Origin of the sequence: Micromonospora sp. C81, assembly GCF_018070425.1 — a bacterium.
Lineage (GTDB): Bacteria > Actinomycetota > Actinomycetes > Mycobacteriales > Micromonosporaceae > Micromonospora > Micromonospora zamorensis.
On sequence record NZ_JAGPXS010000011.1, the window covers coordinates 42,755 to 61,207 of the forward strand.

Sequence of the window (18,453 nt, forward strand, 5' to 3'; positions counted from 1 at the left end):
TGCACACCTGCTGGCCTCCGACCGGGTAGATCAGAACTGGCAGCGCGTTGCCCGATCCTGCCAAAGTCGGCAGGATGAGTCCCATGAGCGCGCTGCCCGAGATCCGCGACCTGGTGCTGCGCCACGCCGGCCGACCCGCACCGGGCGGCCTCGTCCTGCACCGCAGCGACTCCCCCACCGAACCGATGCCGTCGCAGTCCGCGCCGGTCTTCGCTCTGATCGCACAGGGCGCGAAGTACGCGATACTGGGCGAACGGGTCTTCTCGTACGGTGCCGGGCAGTTCGTCGTCGCGTCGACGGAGCTCCCGGTGATCGCCCACGTCAGCGAGGCCAGCCCGGCCACGCCGTACCTGGTGCTGGGCCTCGCTCTGCGCCCGCCACTGATCGCGGAGCTTCTGCTGGAAACTCCACCGTCGCGCGGCGAGCCGGCGGCGGGCATAGCGGTCAGCACCGCCAGCGACGACCTGCTCGACGTGGTGGTGCGGCTGCTGCGACTGCTCGACCGCCCCGACGACCAGCGCGTGCTGTGGGCGGGGGTGGAACGCGAACTCGTCTGGCGGTTGCTGACGAGCGAGCAGGGTGGCACGGTCCGGCAGATCGGGTTGGGCGACGGCAACATCGTGCAGATCGAACGGGCGATCCGCTGGATCCGCGAGCATCACGCCGACCTGTTCCGCGTCGAGGACGTGGCGCGCGCCGCCGGGATGAGCGTGACGTCGCTGCACCGCCACTTCCGGGCCGTCACGACCATGACACCCATTCAGTTCCAGAAACTGATTCGGCTCCAGGAGGCACGGGCCCGACTGCTGGCCGAGCCCGGTGACGTGGCGGGCGTCGGGTTCGCTGTCGGCTACGAGAGCGCGTCGCAGTTCAGCCGCGAATACCGGCGACTGTTCGGGCTCCCGCCGGGGCAGGACGCGGCCCGCCTGTCCCGCGTCGACCCGGCGCAGCTCGCCGACGTGTGAGGGTGCCACAGGGGGTGGCCGGCTGGTCCGGTGGCAACGGGGTGGTGCCGGCGTTCGACCCGTCGAGGGTGACCGTGGCCGGCGGCGCGGCCGGCCTCGCCCCGACGAGCGTGATGCCTGTGAGTCATCAAGATGACTCACAGGCATCACTCACTCAGGGGAACCACTGGGTCAGCAGCGTGCCCAGCCGCTAGAACCCGTCCCACTGGCGGGCCGAGCACTTCCAGGTCTTCCCGCCATCCTGCGAGATGCAGACCACGAGGAGCGTCCCGAGGAAGGGAACGCTGACGGTGAAGATGTGAGCCTTTGTCTTCGCGTACGCGACGCCGGAGTTCTCGGCGATGTCGGCCAACGCCCACCCCGGGTCCGGTCCCTTCACCGTCGCCACCCGGCGCAGCGAGTCGACGTCCTTGCCGTCGAGGAGCATCTCGACGTCCTTCGCCGAGGGCTCGCCCTCGCCGACCAGCGTCTCCACGGCGGACGGGCCATCCACTGTGACTCCGTTGGCCTTCTCGAAGGCCGCCTTCGTCTCGCCGATCGTGGTGTCGCCGCCAAGGTCGAGGGTGATGACCGGTTCGCCCGTCCGGCGCGACAGCAGGCATTCCCAGACGGACTTGCCCGACGCGACGCACATGGTCAGGCACCAGTCCCGACCGCCGGGCACCGACGAGGCGAAGATCAGCGACGTGGTCCCTGTCGCGGTGTCACCCTTGCCGTCGTACGCGCCGTCGGCGAGGTCGGCCATGGTCGTGCCAAGGATGTCCCGGCCGCCCGGCATCGTGCCCACGACCTTGACGCCGTCGACCTTCTCACCGGCGACGAGCGCCGCAAGCTGGTCGCTGGTGAGATCGCGGCCTCCCGCGTCGACGGCCAGCACCTTGTCCAGGTCGCCGACGGGCCGGCCGGTCAGGTCCTCGAACTGTTGGAGCATCGTCCCCGGGGCACCGGGGTGGTCGGTGACCGTCGTCCGGGCCTCGCCCTCGGCGGCCTGCGACGGAGCGTACGAAGCTGTCAGCCCCACGATCAGGGCCGTGGTGATGATGGTGACGCGCCTGGTGATGTCCCGCAGAGTTGTCATCCTGTCCTCATCTCGGTGATCGGTTTCGGCGGAGTGGGACGGGCTACCAACGACACGTGACGATGTCGCCGAAATCGTTGGGGGACCCCACGTCGCAGTGGTCGTCGATCCACTCACCGATCTCGCCGATCGTGTCCACGATCCACGCGAACACCGACTTGATCGCGCCCCAGATGCTGAAGTAGACGACTGTCGTCTCGGGTGTGCCGCCGGCCTCGTCGATGACGTCCTTCGTCGACATGGCGGCCTCGGGCTTCTCGATGATGTCCAGCACTCGTACCCCGGTGTCGTCCTTGCCGGCCAGCAGCGCCGCGACCTGCTCCGAGGTCCGCTCCTTGCCGTCGTCGACCGCCACGATCGCGCGGTCGATCAGCACCTCTCGGCTGCCGCTGACGGCTTGGGCGATGGTGGCGATCTCGCCCACCGTGAGGTCGTTGCCGAGCGCGGGGCCGGTGAACCGCCGGGCCGAGACGGCACCGGCCGGATCGATCTGGATCTCGCCGGCTCTGATCATGTCGTCCGCCCCGAACGGGTCCCACGCGAACGTCCACTGCCCGCCTTCGCAGCGGAACTGGCCGTGCTCCAGGCCCTCAGGCTCGGTCTCGGTGCGGACGACTCCGCCGCGCTCGTCGACGTGCTGGACCACGCAGTCGGTGCCTTTTGTCGGCGGCTTGTCGGGCCGGGCCACGGCCGCGGAGGACATGGCCAGCAGCGTCCCGCTGACCACCCCGATCACCGCGAGGCGGTGTGCCAAACGCTTCATCGAACGCTCCATTCCTCGGAAAGAAACTGGTGTCCGAAGAGTGGCGGGCCGCGCTGAAGCGGCCCGGAAACGGCGCTGAAAGCGGAGTACGTCAGTGCAGCCGCGTGGCGTCGAGCTGGTCGAGGTCGGCACGGATCGTGTCGGCGTCGGCATCGCCGAGCTCGTCGAGGATGCTCAGGGCCCGACGCCACGCCACCCGGGTGGCACCGAAATCGGCGAGGGCCCGGTGGCTGCCGCCGAGGTTGACGTACGTGCTCGCTTCGGCGTACCGGTCGTTGACCTGGGTGAAGAGGTCGAGTGCGTGCTCGTAGCAGGCGATGGCCCGCCGGTCGTCGCCGAGTTGGTGATGGGCGTGGCCGAGGCTGTCCCACGTGTCGGCCTGTCCCTGCACGTCGTCGACCTCCTGCAACTTTCTCAGCGCCTCGCCGCACGACTCAAGGGCACGGTGGTAGTTGCCGAGCAGTCCTTCCTGCCAACCGACCGCGTTGAGGGTGTACCCCTGCCCGGCCTCGTTTCCGGCCCGCCTGAACAGGGTCAGCGCCCGTCGGGAATGGTCGAGTGCCTGGTGGTGCTGCCCCTGTCGCTCCGCCAGCTGACCAAGGTTCAGGCAGGTGTGTGCCCGCCCGGCGTCGTCGCCGACGTCGGTGAACAGGTCGAGCGCGCGGCGCAGGTGGTCGTCGGCCTCGTCGTACCGTCGAAGCCTTGAACAGGCGAGACCGAGGCTGCGGTGCGCGTGGCCCTGCCCGGTCTGATCGCCGATGCGGGACGCGGCGGCCAGAGCGATGCGTTGCGTGCCCAGCCAGTCCTGCCAGTGCCCCTGCCGGTGCAGGAAGCCGGCCATGGTCCAGGCGAGCCGCCAGGCGTGCCCCTCGAACCCGGCCCGTGCCGCCAGTGGCACCGCCGCGAGCAGAACGGGAACCTCGGCGGTGAACCACGCCGTGGCGGCCAGCTTGTTCTTGGGCCGTTCCGGCGTCACGCCCGCTCGCGGTGGCGGGAGGCTGATGTCGCTGAAGTGCGGGTGCAGTGCCAGGTCCGCCGCGTGGGCGGTGTGCAGGCAGTGGTCGAGCAGTCGGTGGACGGCGGCATCACGCTCGGCCGGTGCCTCAGCCTCGTCGGCGAGGCCGGCGGCGTACGCGCGCAGCAGGTCGTGGAACGCGTAACGCCCGTACGTGTGCTCGGTCAGAAGGTTCGCCCGGGTCAGCTCGGTCAGCAGCGGACCGCTCGCCTGCGGGGTGATCCCGGCCAGGCTGGCCACGGCCGGGACGGAGACGTCCGGGCCGGGATGCAGGCTCAGCAGCCGGAACAGCCGGACCGCCGGTGGGCTGAGCGTTCGGCACGACCAGGAGAAGACCGCCCGGACGTCGGTGGCCTCGTCACCGCCGTGGAAGGCGCCCAGATCGCCCAGCTCACCGGCGACCGCCGCCAACGAGAAGTGCCGGTTGGTGGCGGCTCGGGCCGCGACGATGGCCAGGGCGATGGGCAGCCGCGCGCAGCGGTCGGCGATGTCGTCGGCCGCGCCGGGTTCGGCGGCGACCTGGCGCGCCCCGAGTCGGCGGGCCAGCATGTCGCGCGCTTCGCCGGGGCTCAGCAGGTCGAGGGGCACCGGTTGGGCGCTCTCGGTGACGACCAGTGGGAGAAGCTGGTCGCGGCTGGTGACGATCGCCAGACAGTCGGGTGAGCCGGGCAGCAGCGGCCGGACCTGTTCCGCGTCGCGCGCGTTGTCCAGCACCACCAGCAGGCGCTTGCCGGCCACCGTCGTGCGGTACAGGCTCACCATCAGGTCCCTGTCGCTCGGCATCCGGGCCATCGGAACGCCGAGCGCCTCCAGGAATCCGTGCAGCGCTCGCGCCGGGTCGGTCGGGGTGGCCGCCGGGTCGAAGCCGCGCAGGTTGACGTAGAGCTGCCCGTCGGGGAAGCGCTCGGCCGCGCGGTGCGCCCAGTGCACGGCGAGCGCGGTCTTGCCGACGCCCGCGGTCCCGGACACCACCACGGCGCCACCCCGGTCGACGAGCGCCTCGAGGACCGCCAGCTCCGCGTCGCGTCCGGTGAACGTCGGTACGGGGGGAGGCAGTTGCGCCGCGACCCGCGTTGGTGCCGCCGCGGCCGGCGCGGCGATCGCGGTGTCCTGGCGCAGAATCGCGCACTCCAGGTCCCGTAGCCGCGGACCCGGGTCGAGTCCGAGGTTCTCCCGCAGGTTGTCGCGCAGCCGCCGGTACGTCGCCACCGCCTCGCCCTGTCGGCCGTCGCGGTACAGGGCGAGCATCAGCTGCGCGTGCAGGTGCTCGTCGAAGGGATGCTGTCGGACGAGCCGTTCCAACCCGGGGACCAACCCCGCGTGCTCACCGACGGACAACCGGGCCTCGGCGAGCGATCGTTCGGCCTCCAACCGCAGGCGTGCCAGGTGTTCCGCCTGCTCCTCAAGCCAGGCCGACCCTGCCACGTCGGCCAGCGGTGGGCCCCGCCACAGCGCCACCGCGGCCGTCAGGTGCTTCACCTGCTCGTTGTGGTCCGTCGCACGCCGAGCCAGCTCGATGAGGCGCTCGGCGGCCTGGACGTCAGTGGAATCCGGCCCGGTGTCGAGCACGTAACCGGGCTGACGCGCCACGATCGACCCGGGCTCGCCGAGCACCCCGCGCAGGTAGGAGACGTGGCGCTGCAACGTGTTCGCCGCGGTGGCCGGCAGTTGGTCGCCCCAGACCACGTCGATGAGCCGGTCGACGCTGACCACCCGGCCCGCGTGCAGCGCCAACGTCGCCAGTACCGCCTTGCGGCGCACACCGTTCACCGCCTGCGGACTGCCGGCGACGATCACCTCCACCGGCCCGAGCAGCCTGACGCGTACGCCCGTGCCGGGGATTGACATCACCGAATCAAACTAACGTCCCCCGCCCAGCGAACTCGATCTATTCGTCGCGTAATGGACACGATCCACGTCGCCCCTGCGGGCGACACTCGCCGGGCAGCACGCACGGGCCCTGGGAGCTACCCTCTGGCGCACTACGGCAGGGAGGTGCGCCGATGAGCCATCGGCTGCGGTGGGTAGCGATGATGCTGCTCGGTGCGGTGATGCTGGGTACGGTCGGCCTGAGCCTCGGCGCCTGGTACGGCGGCCGCGGTGTCACGCCGCCCACCGACGACCAGACGCGGACTATGGCAGCGCAGTTGCTTCCTGGTGCGGTGCCGGTCCACTCTGGTCGGGTCGCGTATGGCTACCGGTGGGGCGTCCATCTCGCTGCCGACGACCTGGGCTCGGGCCAGGCGTTCTTCTGGTACGACGATGGTGACGACTGTGGGCTCGCCGAGCAGTTCCGGCGCAGCGCCCGGACGCAGGGGTGGCAGGGGCTCCACCGCGTCCCTGGCTACCTGTGCGACGGCTGGCGGGCCGAGCGCGACGGACTGACGGTTGCGCTCGAATATTCTGCTAGCGGAACAGAGCTGACCATCGCACCGGCCGCGCCAGGCAAGTTCCTACCCAGCACGGTCGCTGGCACCCTCGCCGGCGCCGCAGCCGGCGCGGCGCTGTTCGGGTGGGTGGCACGGCGACGTCGACCCGTACCCCTGCTGGTCTGCACCCTGGTGACGGCTGGCCTCCTCCCGGGCGTCGCCCTCACCTGGATGGCCCTGGGCCCGGGCATCGTCGTCGAGCCGGTCTGGCCCGTCTGGCCCGCTCTCGCTCCCCTGCTGGTGCCCCTGTGGCTCGTTCTCCTCCTGGTGGGCGTGTATGCCTTCGCGAAACGGGAGACCGAGACCGACAGCAGCTCTCGGGTCACGGTGGTGGTGGTGAGTGTCGCGTGCGCCCTGGCCCCCGTGGTGCTGGCCGCCGCCCTGCTTTTCATGTTCGTTCAAGCGCAGCCCGACCGTCCGACTGCCGTCGATCCCATCGTGCCGTGGCCGGCGGTAGATGGCCGGAACGTCCAACCGTCCCCGTCCCCCCGATAGGTGAGCGCAGTGACCACACGTAGCGGCAGGGTGATCGCCGACCAGACCATCTCCGCCGACGGGTACTCGGCCGGGCTCAACCAGACCGAGGAACGCCCGTTCGGTGACGACGGTGGCGACGGCTGGGGCCGAGGGCTGCACGCCTGGATGTTCGACGCCGCTGAGGAGAACCAGGCCGAGCTCGACCTGAGCAACGCCGCCTCAGCGGTCATCATGGGCCGGAACATGTTCGGCCCGGTGCGCGGCGAGTGGGATCGGCAGTGGGACGGCTGGTGGGGTGACGACCCACCGTTTCACAAGCCGGTGTTCGTGCTCACCCATCACGCGCGCGAGCCGCAGCCCATGGCGGGCGACACCACCTTCCACTTCGTGACCGACGGGATCGAGTCGGCGCTCGCGCAGGCACGCGCGGCGGCCGGTGGCGGTGAGATCTTGATCCACGGCGGTGCGACCACCATCAACCAGTACCTCGCCGCCGGTCTGGTCGACGAGCTGCGGCTGCACATCGCGCCGGTCGCCCTCGGCGCCGGCGTCCGGCTGTTCGAGGGCGTCCCGCCGCTGAGCCTCGAACAGGTGACGGCGCGGGCAGCGAGCACGGTCCTGCACGTGACCTACCGAGTGCTCTCCTGACCGACGGAGGATGCATTGTCTGCTATCGCGTCACTGACAGTGGTCCCCAGGGACAGAGATCGCCGAACGCCTACCGCAGTTGATCAAAGATAGCGGCCGAACGGCACGTGACCTGTTCCACGACCTCGCGACGGCGCCGGGTGCGCATAGACCGTTGTAGGGTGCGTGCCGTGGGATATTCGGTGATGCCCTCAGGCCGTCTGAACCTCCCGGAGTCGGAGGACGCCGCTGCGGTCGCCGCCGTCCAGGCCGCCCTGGCTGAACGCGGTGGTTGGTACAGGCCGGATGAGTTTCCGTCGGATGGCACGCTGGTCGACCTGGCGGATCCGGCCAGGGCCACAATCGTCCGCGACGGAGACTGGATCGAGTTCGGTTACGACGACGAGGGCGACCCCAAGTGGTCGAACCAGACGACGGCCTTCTACGTCGCGATTGCGCCGTTCGTTCGCTCCGGAACCGTCCAGATCGAGGGCGAGGACGGCGCCCGCTGGTCGTACACCTACGCGAACGGGCAGATCAGCCAACAGGGTTGGAACGGTTGGGATGGGTCCATCGAGCCGTTCGGCGATTATGTGGACCTCCCTCCCGTGGACCACCCATAGGTGCGGCTCCCCCACCGGCCGCTGACCCAGAGGGCCGCACTGGTAGCTCTCAGTCCTGAATCCAGGAGCCTCGACCGTTGTGCCAGGAGCGCGTAGGGTCCCAGCTTCATGAAGGCATTGATCTCGGTGGACCTGGAAGGCATCTCGGGGATCGTGCATCCCACCGAGACGAATCCGGATCGCTACGACTACGAGCGCGGCCGGGCCTTGATGACGGCCGAAGCGAACGCGGCGATTGCGGGTGTCTTCGACGCCGAACCCGACGCCGTGGTGTGGGTCGCCGACGCACACGGGACGTTTCGGAACCTGCTGCCGGAGGACCTCGACCGGCGTGCCCACCTCGTGCGAGGCAAACCCCGCCCGCTGGGCATGCTCGCGGGGCTGGACGAGCAGACCGATGCTGCCTTGTTCGTCGGCTATCACGCTCGGGCCGGTGCCGGGCCTGCCGTGCTGGCGCACACGATAAGTGACAGCATCCTCGACGTACGGGTGGGCGGACGCTCGCTGGGCGAGATCGGCCTCAACGCCGCCGTGGCGGGACACTTGGACGTGCCCGTCGTTCTGCTCAGCGGAGACGACAGCGCGTGTGCGGAGTTCAGCGAGCTGGTGCCCTCGGCGGTCACCGTCGCCGTCAAGCAGTCCCTGGGTCAGGCCGCCGCGGTGGCCCTACACCCGCAGGAGGCACGCGAGCGGCTGCGCCGCGCCGCCGCTGATGCGATCACCCGGCGCGGATCGATTCCCCCACTGAAGATGGCCGGGCCGCTGGACGTCGAGGTCGATCTGTACGGCCCCTACATGGTCGACCTCGCAGTTCTGGTGCCGGGCGTGACCCGCCTCGGAGGCGGCCGAACAGTCGCCTTCCAGGCCGCTGACTTCGGGAATGCCTACCGGCTGATTTCGCTGCTCGTTCAACTCGCAAGCATCAAGCCCAGCTAGGGCGTGAAGCGGGCCGCCGCCAATGCGTTCCCACTCAGGGGCGGCAGGTGTCCGCCTTGATGCTGTCGACGAACGCATCCCAGGCGGCGGGCTCGAAGCTGAGCATCCCGGTGTTGGGCGCCTTGGAGTCGCGGACGTCAACTGCCGCAGCCCGCTCGCGCACCTCCACGCACTGGCCGTTGTTGCCGGAACGGCTCGACTTGCGCCAGGCGTTACGTTCCATGCTCGCTCAGCTCCTTGACGAACTTGATCGACTCGGCGGGTGACCGCGCCAGCGTCTTCAGATTGTCGTACGCCGCCGACAGCCGCGCCAGGTCACGGCTCGACTCAAGGAACAGTGCGCCTGCCAGGGTTTCGATGTAGCCCAGTGGCGGCTCATCCCGCTCAAAGCTGAGAGGGCGAAGCCGCTGCTGTCCGCCAGGTGGGCGCCGGCCTCGAAGCGCAGCACCTGGATCGTCACGTTCGGCAGCCGACCCAAGGCGACCAGGTGATCGAGTTGCTCACGCAGCACGTCCGGGCCGCCCACCTCGGTGCGAACCGACGCCTCGGAGAGGATGGCGTGCATCCGCAGCGGAGTCGGTTTCCGGCGAAGCACCTCCTGCCGGGTCATCCGGGCAGAAACCCGCTGGTCGACGGTATCCGGGTCGGTCTCCCGGCCGATGACGTTGACCTCGCGGGCATAGCTCTCGGTTTGGAGTAGACCGGGCACGAGCATCGGCTCGAAGTTCTTGAGCTCCACGGCCTCGATCTCGTACGCGATGTAGGTGGCGTACTTGCCACCGAGGCGCTGCCACCAGCCGTCCTCACGCAGACCGCGCGCCTGATCGAGCAGCGAGGTCCCTGGCTCCTCGTCAATCTTGACGCCGTACGCGACCAGCAACTCCATGACGTCGCCGACCCGAGGTCTGATCTCGCCCGACTCGATCCGACTGATCCGAGACGGTGAGCAGTCAACGATCGCCGCCGCGGCCTCGCCTGGTGCCGGGCTTCCTGTTCGGGCGCCTGGTGGATCAGCAGGCCCGCACCGATCATGGCCTGGGCCATGCCCACCCGCACGGGCTGGGACCGCTCTCCCACTTTTAGGCGTGCAAGCCGGACCCATCCGGCGGGAAACCTTCGTGACACGACCACACGCACCCCTCGTCATACAGGCTCATGCGCCCATCATCGGAGGAGCGTCAAGCGCGCAATCGCATGACCGAAGCAGTTGCGTCTGACTCAATGAGCCGTTCCAACGTAATTGCGTGCTCCCACCAGCCGAACCGCTGGCGCATGGGGCCAAGCAGGGTAGACTAAGCCCCTAGCTAACCGAGGAGGTTGCGCCATGTCGGCTGAGGCAGTGCACTACAACATGCATGATGCCAAGACCCATCTGTCGCGCATCATCGAACGGGTGGAACACGGCGAGGAGATCATCATCGACCGGGCCGGTACGCCGGTGGCGAAGGTCGTGCCGCTGGTTCGACGGGCCAACCGCACCGCAGTCGGCTCCCTCGCCGGCCAACTGGACCTCTCCGGCGACTGGGACTCACCACAGACCAACGCCGAGATCGCCGCCGACTTCGGCGTCGGCGCATGACCCTGCTGCTGGACACCCACGTCGCGCTCTGGGCCATCACCGGCGACGCGACCCTCGGCACCGAGTTCCTCGACCGGCTACGCCACGAGCCGGACATCTTCCTCTCCCCGGTCACCCTGTGGGAGATCACCATCAAACAGAGTGCGGGGAAACTCGCCGGACCCCCTGACCTCGCCGAGCGGGTAAGAGACATGGGCTTCCGCGAACTCCCGGTGACCCACGCCCACGCCATCGCCGCCGGCCGCCTGCCACCGCATCACCGCGATCCGTTCGATCGCATGCTGGTGGCCCAGGCGATCACCGAGAGTCTGACCCTGGCCTCCCGCGACGCCTCGATAGCGCTGTACGACGTGGATGTCCTCAAGGTGTGATCGGACGGGCCCATCAACGCCTGATGTCGACGAGGGAGCTCCGACATACCGGCCGTGGCCTGCAACTTCGCGGGTCTTGAACCCTCCGTTTGGGTATCCGTTTCGGTGGGGCGGGCAGGACTCGAACCCGCAACCGAGGGATTATGAGATCAAGACGAGCGACCCGGCGAGCTGGGCGGTTGGGCTACTAGCAGCGGAAACGGCTCTCGACATCTCTCACCGCTCCCCGGCGTCCGTCGACCTCTTGCGGACCAGATGCGGACCGCCTGCCCCGCTGCACGTTCATGCCGGGCCGATCCTCGTGGCCGTTGCTGACGGATCGCGCTCAATCGGCCCGGACCGCGGCTTCTGGCCCTCCCCTATCCTGAATCGCGCGCTGCCGTCGCCGCAGCAACGCGGCTGACACCAGGTAGCCCACCCCGCCGGCCGTCCACAGTGCGGCAAATACCCAACGCCACGGCGTGGGGTCTCCGACGGCCACGACCACCCACCCGACGGCCAGGAAGAGCCAGACGCCTGCCCTGATGAAACCCTGCTTCGGCGTCTTTGCTGTCTGCCACCACGGGTTCTTGGTTGGCTTCATATAGGAGATCTTCGCATTCATCACGGGACCACACCGCCCTGACCGGCCTCGGGATTAGAAGAAGATCGCAGAGGGCTGGTCGGGTGGCTGCGTACCTGGTCAGCCCGTCCGCCGTTGTCGGGTGGCGTCGGTGTCGGCCGGTGGTCTTGGCTGTACGGATGGCTGTACAGCCACACGGGTTCGGAAGTGTGGACACGGCGGGCGTCCACTGCCCGCCGGAGGCATGTCCTCAACAACTTCCGCCGTCGGGTCTTCGATCGGCCTGCGGAGTCGATCGGTCTCGCCGGCCTGACCCCGCACGAGTTGCGGCACACGGCAGTAAGTCTGGCGGTGGCCGAGGGCGCCAGCGTCAAGGCGGTGCAGCGGATGCTCGGGCACGCCTCGGCGGCCATGACGCTGGACGTGTACGCGGACCTCTTCGAGGACGACCTGGACCAGGTGGCTGACCGCCTCGATCGGGCGGCGGGTCGTGCGGCTGCGGACTCGGTGCGGACTGAGGGTGTCGGGCCAGACCTCGATGCGGTTCGCCCGGATCGTCGGCAGCATGGCTGAACAGGGAAAACGGCTGGTGGGGCGGGCGGGACTCGAACCCGCGACCGAGGGATTATGAGTCCCCTGCTCTAACCGGCTGAGCTACCGCCCCGAACACCGCGCCGGATCTTATCCCGCTCGGCGATCAGCAGCCAGCACCGAGCCGGCCGGCGCCCACGCCTGCACCAGCACGATGGGCTACAGGAATATAACAGCGTGCTCGGGTACGCCCGTCAGCCGGCGCGCAGCTCCTCCAGCACCTCTCCGGCGGCGCGCCAGCCGCTGGCGAGAGCGCCCTGGATGGACGGGCTGTCGCGGTGGTCACCGGCCACGAACAGCCCCTCCCCCAACGACACGGGCTTGCGTAGCCGCCCCTGCGGTGGTGGCGCTGCGGGCAGCGCGTTCGGGACGGCCACTGTGGTGAGGTGGGTCCAGTCGGCGGTGGAACGGCCGTACAGCCGGGTCAACTCGGCCCGTATGGTCGACTCGGGTGGGGCGCTCGGGCCGACCACCGACGTGGCGACGAGGTGCCGTCCGGTGGGCGCGTAGGTCGGGGCGGCGTTGCTGAGCACCACCGTGTTCGCCACGATCTCGCGCCGGTCGCCGTCGACGAGCAGGATCGGTTCGGTGAGCGGCGGCTCGGGCGCGCTGTGGTAGTAGGTGGTGTAGCTGTGCATCCGTACCGTGGTCAGGGTCGGCAGCAGCGCGGACGCGGCGGGTGGGTCGACGGCGACCACGACGGCCCGGCAGCGGATGTCGCCGGCCTGGGTGCGGACCCGACCGGGGGCGACCTCGGCGACCGGCATGTCCAGGTCGAGCAGGTCGGCGGGGAGCGGGTCGGCGATGGCCCGGGGCAGCGCGGCCATTCCCTCGGCGGGCAGGCCGATGCGGCCGCGGGCGAACGACCGCAGCACCATCGCGAGGACGTGGCTGGACGTGGCCAGTTGCCGGTCGATGAACACGCCGGACAGGAACGGCCGCAGCAGCTCCTCGATGATCGCATCGGAGAGGCCCGCCCGGCGTAGCGCCGTCTCGGCGCTGGTCTCCGGTGCGGCGAGCAGCCGGGACGTGGGCAGTGTGGCGCAGCCGGTGGCGAGCGCGGCGAAGCGCAGCCGGTCGCGCAGGGAGCCGATGCCGGCGAGCGCGGTGCCGGGGGCGCCGGTCGGCTCCCGCAACGGGTTGACCAGCCGCAGCAGGTCGTCGCCCTTGCGCACCAGCACGCCGGAGGTGAAGTACCCGAGGTCGAGCCGGTCGGTGTCGAGCAGCGTGCCGAGCCGGGGGTAGGCGGTGTTGAGCACCTGGAAGCCCCGGTCGACGAGGTGTCCGTCGACCACGTCGGTGGCAACCCGGCCGCCGAGTCGCCCGCTGGCCTCCAGCAGCCGCCAGGGCACGCCGGCGCGGTGCAGCCGGCGGGCGGCGGCGAGGCCGGCCAGGCCGCCGCCGACGATGACCACGTCGGTCTCAGCCAGCATCGCGCGCCTCCCGCTCACCGTTCGCCCGAGACAGCCGGCCCGGCCACCAGATCTTCGGCCCGATGTCGTACGCGAGTGCGGGCACCAGCAGCGACCGGACGATGATCGTGTCGATCAGTACCCCGATCGCGACTGCCGTACCCAACTCGACGAGCACCACGAGGGGCAACACGGCGAGGGCGGAGAAGGTCGCGGCGAGCACGATGCCGGCGGAGGTGATCACCCCGCCGGTGACGGCCAGGCCGGCGAGCACACCGGCGCGGGTGCCGCGCTTGACCGACTCCTCGCGGACCCGGCTCATCAGGAAGATGTTGTAGTCGATGCCGAGCGCGACCAGGAACACGAACGCGAACAGCGGGAACGACGAGTCCACGCCGGGAAAGTCGAAGACGTGGCGGAACAGGATCGCGCAGAGGCCGAGTGTCGCCCCGAAGCTGAGCAGAACGGTGGCGATCAGCAGCACCGGGGCGAGCAGCGCGCGGAGCAGCAGGGCCAGGATGACCGCGATGACCACCAGCACCACCGGGATGATGACGTTCTGGTCGCGCTTCGCGGCGTCCGAGGTGTCCACGTTGATCGCGGTGAAGCCGCCGACCACGGCGTCCGCGCCGGGCACCTGGTGTACGGCCGCCCGCAGCTCGCGGATGGTCCGCTCGGCGCCGTCGCTGTCGGGTGGGTCGGCCAGGGTCGCCTCTAGCTGCACCCGCCCGTCGACGACCTTCGGGGTGGCGCTCGGATCGGGTGGGCCGGTCTGCGGGCCGGTGGATAGCGGACGGACGTCGGCCACGCCGGGCACGCCCTGCGCCACCTGGGTGACCTGCCGGGCGGTCTGTTCGGTGGTGAAGATGGTGGCCGGGCTGCCCGTGCCGGCCGGGTAGTGCCGCGCGATCACCTCCTCGCCGTCGACCGAGTCGGTGCGCTGGGTGAACAGGTCGGACTGGCCGAGGGTGGTGGCACCGAGCTGGGTGAGCCCGAGCGTGAGGACGGCCAGTACGACCGCGGTGCTCAGCCAGATCGGTCGGGCGTGTCGGGCCACGAAGCCGGCGATGCGGCTCCAGATGCCGTGCTCGGCGCGTGGGTCGGCCTGATCCTCGCGGGGCCGTCGGGGCCAGAACGCCCAACGGCCGCCGAGCACCAGCAGCGCGGGCAGGAAGGTGAGCATCACCAGCAGGGTGGCGCCGATGCCGATGGCGGCGACCGGGCCGAGCGCCCGGTTGGAGTTGAGGCTGGACAGCAGCAGGCAGAGCAGGCTGACGATGACAGTGCCACCGGACGCGATGATGGCCGGCGCGGCGCCCTTCCACGCGGTGCGCATGGCGGCCCAGGGGCGGTCGTGGCGGTGCAGCTCCTCCCGGTAGCGGGCGATCAGCAGCAGCGCGTAGTCGGTGCCCGCGCCGAAGACCAGCACGGTGAGGATGCCCTGGGCCTGCCCGTTGAGCTTCACCACGTCGGCGTCGGCGAGCAGGTAGACGAACACCGAGGCGAGGGCGTACGACATCCCGGCGGCCAGCAGCGGAAAGATCCAGAGCACCGGGCTGCGGTAGACGACCAGCAGGATGATCAGCACCACGACCAGGGTGACCAGCAGCAGTGGCCCGTCGATGGCGGAGAACACCTTGATCAGGTCGGCAAGCAGGCCGGCCGGTCCGGAGACGTCCACGGTGAGGCCGTCCCGGTCCCCGCCGGTGATGTCACGCAACTGTTCGACGACAGTGCCGATCTCCTCGCCCTCGGCGTCGTCCACCGGCACGACGATCTGGAGTGCCTGGCCGTCCTCGCTGGGGATGGGCGGGGGCAGCGGGGCGACCACGCCGGGCACCTGGGCGAACCGGGCCGCGTCGGCGCTCACCCGCTGCCGGTCGGCGTCGGTGATCCCGGAGGGCCGCTCGTAGACGACCAGAGCCGGGATGGTCTGCCGGTCGACGAACTCACCGGCGAGGTCCTGGGCACGGGTCGCCTCGGCGTCGGTGGGCAGGAATGCGGCGTTGTCGTTGGTGGAGACCTCGCTGAGGCGCCCGGCGTACGGGCCGGCCACGCCGCCGATCACCAGCCAGGCCAGCACGACCGCCACCGCGATCAGCGTGGCCCTGCCGCCTCGTCCGGACATCCGCACTCACCCCAAGGATCGACGCATGAATCGACGCAGCGGGAGCCTGAGCGTCGACATCGACCATCCTGCCGCTCAGGCAGGCCGAGGGAGGGTGAAACCGGGGCCGAGCACACGAAAACGCCCGTCGGCGTGCTGCCGACGGGCGTTGGGTGGAGAAGCTCCCCCGATTGGACTCGAACCAATAACCTGCCGGTTAACAGCCGGCTGCTCTGCCAATTGAGCTACAGGGGATCGTGCACCGCTCGGAATCGGATCTCGCCGACGCCGTGCGACGGGACAAGAGTACAGGACATTCCCCGGTGATGGTCCAGTGGGTTCCGCTCCATCACCCGATGATCAAGACGCGCAGGTCAGGCTCCGGGAGGCATCGACAATCGGGGTAAATCGCCATCCGGGCACAAGCATGCTTGAGCGGAGAGCAGGATGGGTAGTTAGCTGCGGACAGAGGACGCAGGCGCGAATTGGTCGCCTTCCGACGGGGCAACTCGACGGAGCGACAGGCGCGTCAGGTACGGAAGGAGCCGCCATGCGCGGAAAGATCATGTTTCTTGGCGGGCTGGCTGCGGGATTCGTCCTGGGCGCCCGTGCCGGCCGGGAAAAGTACGAGGAGCTCGTTGTTCGGGGCCGCAAGGTGCTCGACCACCCGACCGTCCAGGAGGCGGCCGGGGTCGCGCAGGCCCAGGCCAACAAGTTCTACAGCGAGGGCAAGGACAAGCTCGGCCAGACCAAACTGGGCGAGAAGCTGGGCAGCGGCAACGGTAACGGCAGCACCGGCAAGCAGGAGCTGACCGCCGCCGACGACGCGTTCGCCGGCACGCCCGCAACCGTGGGCGCCAAGGCGGGCACCAGCACGGTCGGCACGACCTCCGGGTCGCCGTCGTCCACCAACAACCCCCGCACCAAGCCGTCCGGCTCGGGCACGAACGCCAGCACGCTCTGACCAACCGCACGTCGACGGGCCGGTCGCCGCAGGGCGACCGGCCCGTGGTCTGTCCGAGGTGCGGTCAGTCCTTGCTGCTGAACGCCGCGTCGAAGGCAGCGCTCGGGGCGTCGAAGGCCAGCCGGCGGACGAACTGCAACGCCTCCGGGGCACCGACGAGCCGGTCCATGCCGGCGTCCTCCCACTCGATCGAGATCGGGCCGGTGTAGCCGATCGCGTTCAGCGCGCGGAAGCAGTCTTCCCACGGCACGTCGCCGTGCCCGGTGGAGACGAAGTCCCACCCGCGGCGCAGGTCGGCCCAGGGCAGGTGCGAGGCGAGCCGGCCACGCCGGCCGTCCCCGGTGCGGACCTTGGCGTCCTTGCAGTCCACGTGGTAGATCCGGTCGGCGAAGTCGAAGATGAAGTTCACCGGGTCCAGCTCCTGCCACACGAAGTGCGACGGGTCCCAGTTCAGCCCGAACGCGGGCCGGTTGCCGATGGCCTCCAGCGTCCGCTTCGTCGTCCAGTAGTCGTACGCGATCTCGCTGGGGTGCACCTCATGGGCGAACCGCACCCCCACCTCGTCGAACACGTCGAGGATCGGGTTCCACCGGTCGGCGAAGTCCTGGTAGCCGCGCTCGATCATCGACGGCGGCACCGGCGGGAACATCGCCAGGGTGTGCCAGATCGACGAGCCGGTGAAGCCGACGACGGTCTTCACCCCGAGCTTCGCCGCCGCCCGCGCGGTGTCCTTGATCTCCTCGGCGGCCCGCTGGCGGACCCCCTCGGGCTCTCCGTCACCCCAGATCCGACCGGGCAGGATGTCCTGGTGCCGCTCGTCGATCGGGTGGTCACAGACCGCCTGACCGACCAGGTGGTTGGAGATCGTGAAGACCTCAAGGTTGCGCTTCGCGAGAGTCTCCCGCTTGCGCTCAACGTAGGAGTCGTCGGCGAGCGCCTTGTCGACCTCGAAGTGGTCGCCCCAGCAGGCGATCTCCAGACCGTCGTAGCCCCACTCGGAGGCGAGCCGGCAAACCTCCTCGAACGGAAGGTCGGCCCACTGGCCGGTGAAGAGCGTGATGGGTCGCGCCATTGTTCTTCTCCCCTGTTGTCATGGGGGATTCCAGGTGCGGACCGGGGCGAGGGTGACCGGACGTACGCGGCACCGGGCGGTCACCGGTGGGTGCGGAACACACCTGGGCCCAGCGGGTTGCGCCTCCCACCGGGTCACCGGCCACCAGCACGGTCGCCGCCCCCACCTTATTTCCGCAGCACCCCATCGGGGAAGCCCTGCGGTCGGCCGATCATCCGATCATTTCCTCGGGGGCGGGCAGCGCGGCCCGCACGGCGAAACCGCCACCGGCGCGTGGGCCTGCGGAGAACGTGCCGCCGAGCCGCTCCGCGCGCCTGCGTACGCCGAGCAGACCCCGCCCGGCCCCCTGGCCGCGCCGGCCTGACGGCACGGCACCGGTGCCCTCGTCGCGTACCTCGATGGTGATGCCCGTGGCGTCGTAGCGCAGGCGGACCGCGACCGGCGCGCCCGGGGCGTGCCGGCACGCGTTGGTGAGCGACTCCTCGATGATCCGGTACGCCACGACGTCGACCGGCCCGGGCAGCGGCCGGGGTTGCCCGGCCAGGCTCCACCGCACCGGCTGACCGGCGGCGAAGCCCTCCACCAGCGCGTCGAGCCGATTCAGGCTCGGAGTCGGCCCGGTCGGGTCGTCCGGCTCGTCGGGCCGGCGCAGCGCGTCACCCAGCCGGTGCCCCTGCGCCAGCACCATCCCGCGCCACTGCGCGAACCGCCCCATGCAGGTCAAGGTACGGCAGTCGGCTGTGAGCCGGTCCGCGGGCGTCCGCGGGGCGGCGGACGAATCAGTGCGGGCGTGATGCCTCTGAGTCATCAAGATGACTCAGAGGCATCACGCCCGTGAGGGACACCGCTTCCCGACCCGCGCCGTCGCGACGGCCGCCGGGG

The 18,453-nt window shown here is 70.0% G+C and carries 18 protein-coding genes, 2 tRNA genes and 1 pseudogene; 9 read left to right on the forward strand and 12 right to left on the reverse strand.

Annotated elements, in window-relative coordinates; translation table 11 throughout:
• Positions 1-83: 83 nt before the first annotated feature.
• Complete coding sequence (locus tag KBX46_RS18995) at positions 84-965, forward strand: AraC family transcriptional regulator (RefSeq protein ID WP_197699558.1); 882 nt, start codon at positions 84-86, stop codon at positions 963-965.
• A gap of 190 nt (positions 966-1,155) precedes the next feature.
• Here KBX46_RS18995 and KBX46_RS19000 read toward each other — a convergent pair whose 3' ends face one another.
• The 3 genes from KBX46_RS19000 to KBX46_RS19010 form a co-directional block, all read right to left on the reverse strand.
• The gene (locus tag KBX46_RS19000; protein WP_210793493.1) at positions 1,156-2,043 is read right to left on the reverse strand and encodes a hypothetical protein; all 888 of its coding nucleotides are present in this window, start codon (positions 2,041-2,043) and stop codon (positions 1,156-1,158) included.
• A 43-nt stretch (positions 2,044-2,086) separates the two neighbouring features.
• Positions 2,087-2,806: a hypothetical protein gene (locus tag KBX46_RS19005; protein ID WP_210793494.1), complete on the reverse strand. Its 720-nt coding sequence runs from the start codon at positions 2,804-2,806 to the stop codon at positions 2,087-2,089.
• 91 nt (positions 2,807-2,897) lie between these two features.
• Positions 2,898-5,669 (reverse strand): BTAD domain-containing putative transcriptional regulator, encoded by a 2,772-nt coding sequence (locus KBX46_RS19010; protein ID WP_210793495.1) that lies wholly within the window; start codon positions 5,667-5,669, stop codon positions 2,898-2,900.
• A gap of 155 nt (positions 5,670-5,824) precedes the next feature.
• On the opposite strand from KBX46_RS19010, the gene KBX46_RS19015 reads away from it, so the two are divergent.
• From KBX46_RS19015 to KBX46_RS19030, 4 genes are all read left to right on the forward strand, one after another.
• Positions 5,825-6,745, forward strand: coding sequence for a hypothetical protein (locus KBX46_RS19015; RefSeq protein WP_210793496.1), 921 nt, complete (start codon positions 5,825-5,827; stop codon positions 6,743-6,745).
• Positions 6,746-6,754: 9 nt separating this feature from the next.
• Positions 6,755-7,375, forward strand: coding sequence for a dihydrofolate reductase family protein (locus KBX46_RS19020; RefSeq protein ID WP_210793497.1), 621 nt, complete (start codon positions 6,755-6,757; stop codon positions 7,373-7,375).
• Between the two features lie 185 nt (positions 7,376-7,560).
• Positions 7,561-7,977 carry a hypothetical protein gene (locus tag KBX46_RS19025; protein ID WP_210793498.1) on the forward strand — a complete coding sequence of 139 codons (417 nt, stop codon included), beginning with the start codon at positions 7,561-7,563 and terminating at the stop codon, positions 7,975-7,977.
• Between the two features lie 108 nt (positions 7,978-8,085).
• Entirely contained in the window at positions 8,086-8,913 is an 828-nt protein-coding gene (locus tag KBX46_RS19030) for a M55 family metallopeptidase (protein WP_210793499.1), read from the forward strand.
• 34 nt (positions 8,914-8,947) lie between these two features.
• Here the strand turns inward: KBX46_RS19030 and KBX46_RS19035 are convergent, their stop codons facing one another.
• Positions 8,948-9,136, reverse strand: a complete 189-nt coding sequence (locus KBX46_RS19035) for a DUF397 domain-containing protein (RefSeq protein ID WP_210793500.1) — start codon at positions 9,134-9,136, stop codon at positions 8,948-8,950.
• A pseudogene (locus KBX46_RS19040) lies at positions 9,126-10,060 on the reverse strand (helix-turn-helix transcriptional regulator). The gene KBX46_RS19035 and the pseudogene KBX46_RS19040 overlap by 11 nt, the downstream one beginning before the upstream one ends.
• Positions 10,061-10,237: 177 nt before the next feature.
• Here KBX46_RS19040 and KBX46_RS19045 point away from each other — a divergent pair.
• Positions 10,238-10,492 carry a type II toxin-antitoxin system Phd/YefM family antitoxin gene (locus KBX46_RS19045; protein WP_141910716.1) on the forward strand — a complete coding sequence of 85 codons (255 nt, stop codon included), beginning with the start codon at positions 10,238-10,240 and terminating at the stop codon, positions 10,490-10,492.
• The gene (locus tag KBX46_RS19050; protein ID WP_210793502.1) at positions 10,489-10,863 is read left to right on the forward strand and encodes a type II toxin-antitoxin system VapC family toxin; all 375 of its coding nucleotides are present in this window, start codon (positions 10,489-10,491) and stop codon (positions 10,861-10,863) included. The genes KBX46_RS19045 and KBX46_RS19050 overlap by 4 nt, the downstream gene beginning before the upstream one ends.
• A gap of 325 nt (positions 10,864-11,188) precedes the next feature.
• Here KBX46_RS19050 and KBX46_RS19055 read toward each other — a convergent pair whose 3' ends face one another.
• Positions 11,189-11,467 (reverse strand): hypothetical protein, encoded by a 279-nt coding sequence (locus KBX46_RS19055; protein WP_210793503.1) that lies wholly within the window; start codon positions 11,465-11,467, stop codon positions 11,189-11,191.
• A 165-nt stretch (positions 11,468-11,632) separates the two neighbouring features.
• On the opposite strand from KBX46_RS19055, the gene KBX46_RS19060 reads away from it, so the two are divergent.
• Positions 11,633-11,998, forward strand: a complete 366-nt coding sequence (locus KBX46_RS19060) for a tyrosine-type recombinase/integrase (protein ID WP_308159605.1) — start codon at positions 11,633-11,635, stop codon at positions 11,996-11,998.
• 14 nt (positions 11,999-12,012) lie between these two features.
• Here KBX46_RS19060 and KBX46_RS19065 read toward each other — a convergent pair.
• From KBX46_RS19065 to KBX46_RS19080, 4 genes are all read right to left on the reverse strand, one after another.
• Positions 12,013-12,089, reverse strand: a tRNA-Ile gene (locus KBX46_RS19065).
• Between the two features lie 121 nt (positions 12,090-12,210).
• The gene (locus KBX46_RS19070; RefSeq protein ID WP_210793504.1) at positions 12,211-13,449 is read right to left on the reverse strand and encodes an NAD(P)/FAD-dependent oxidoreductase; all 1,239 of its coding nucleotides are present in this window, start codon (positions 13,447-13,449) and stop codon (positions 12,211-12,213) included.
• Positions 13,439-15,556 carry an MMPL family transporter gene (locus KBX46_RS19075; protein ID WP_210793505.1) on the reverse strand — a complete coding sequence of 706 codons (2,118 nt, stop codon included), beginning with the start codon at positions 15,554-15,556 and terminating at the stop codon, positions 13,439-13,441. Before KBX46_RS19075 ends, KBX46_RS19070 begins: the two co-directional genes overlap by 11 nt.
• Before the next feature lie 161 nt (positions 15,557-15,717).
• A tRNA-Asn gene (locus KBX46_RS19080) sits at positions 15,718-15,790 on the reverse strand.
• 295 nt (positions 15,791-16,085) lie between these two features.
• On the opposite strand from KBX46_RS19080, the gene KBX46_RS19085 reads away from it, so the two are divergent.
• The gene (locus tag KBX46_RS19085) at positions 16,086-16,499 is read left to right on the forward strand and encodes a hypothetical protein (RefSeq protein ID WP_088949629.1); all 414 of its coding nucleotides are present in this window, start codon (positions 16,086-16,088) and stop codon (positions 16,497-16,499) included.
• A 64-nt stretch (positions 16,500-16,563) separates the two neighbouring features.
• Here the strand turns inward: KBX46_RS19085 and KBX46_RS19090 are convergent, their stop codons facing one another.
• Positions 16,564-17,571, reverse strand: coding sequence for a sugar phosphate isomerase/epimerase (locus KBX46_RS19090; RefSeq protein WP_210793506.1), 1,008 nt, complete (start codon positions 17,569-17,571; stop codon positions 16,564-16,566).
• Between the two features lie 211 nt (positions 17,572-17,782).
• Complete coding sequence (locus KBX46_RS19095; RefSeq protein WP_210793507.1) at positions 17,783-18,286, reverse strand: sensor histidine kinase; 504 nt, start codon at positions 18,284-18,286, stop codon at positions 17,783-17,785.
• Positions 18,287-18,453: the final 167 nt, after the last annotated feature.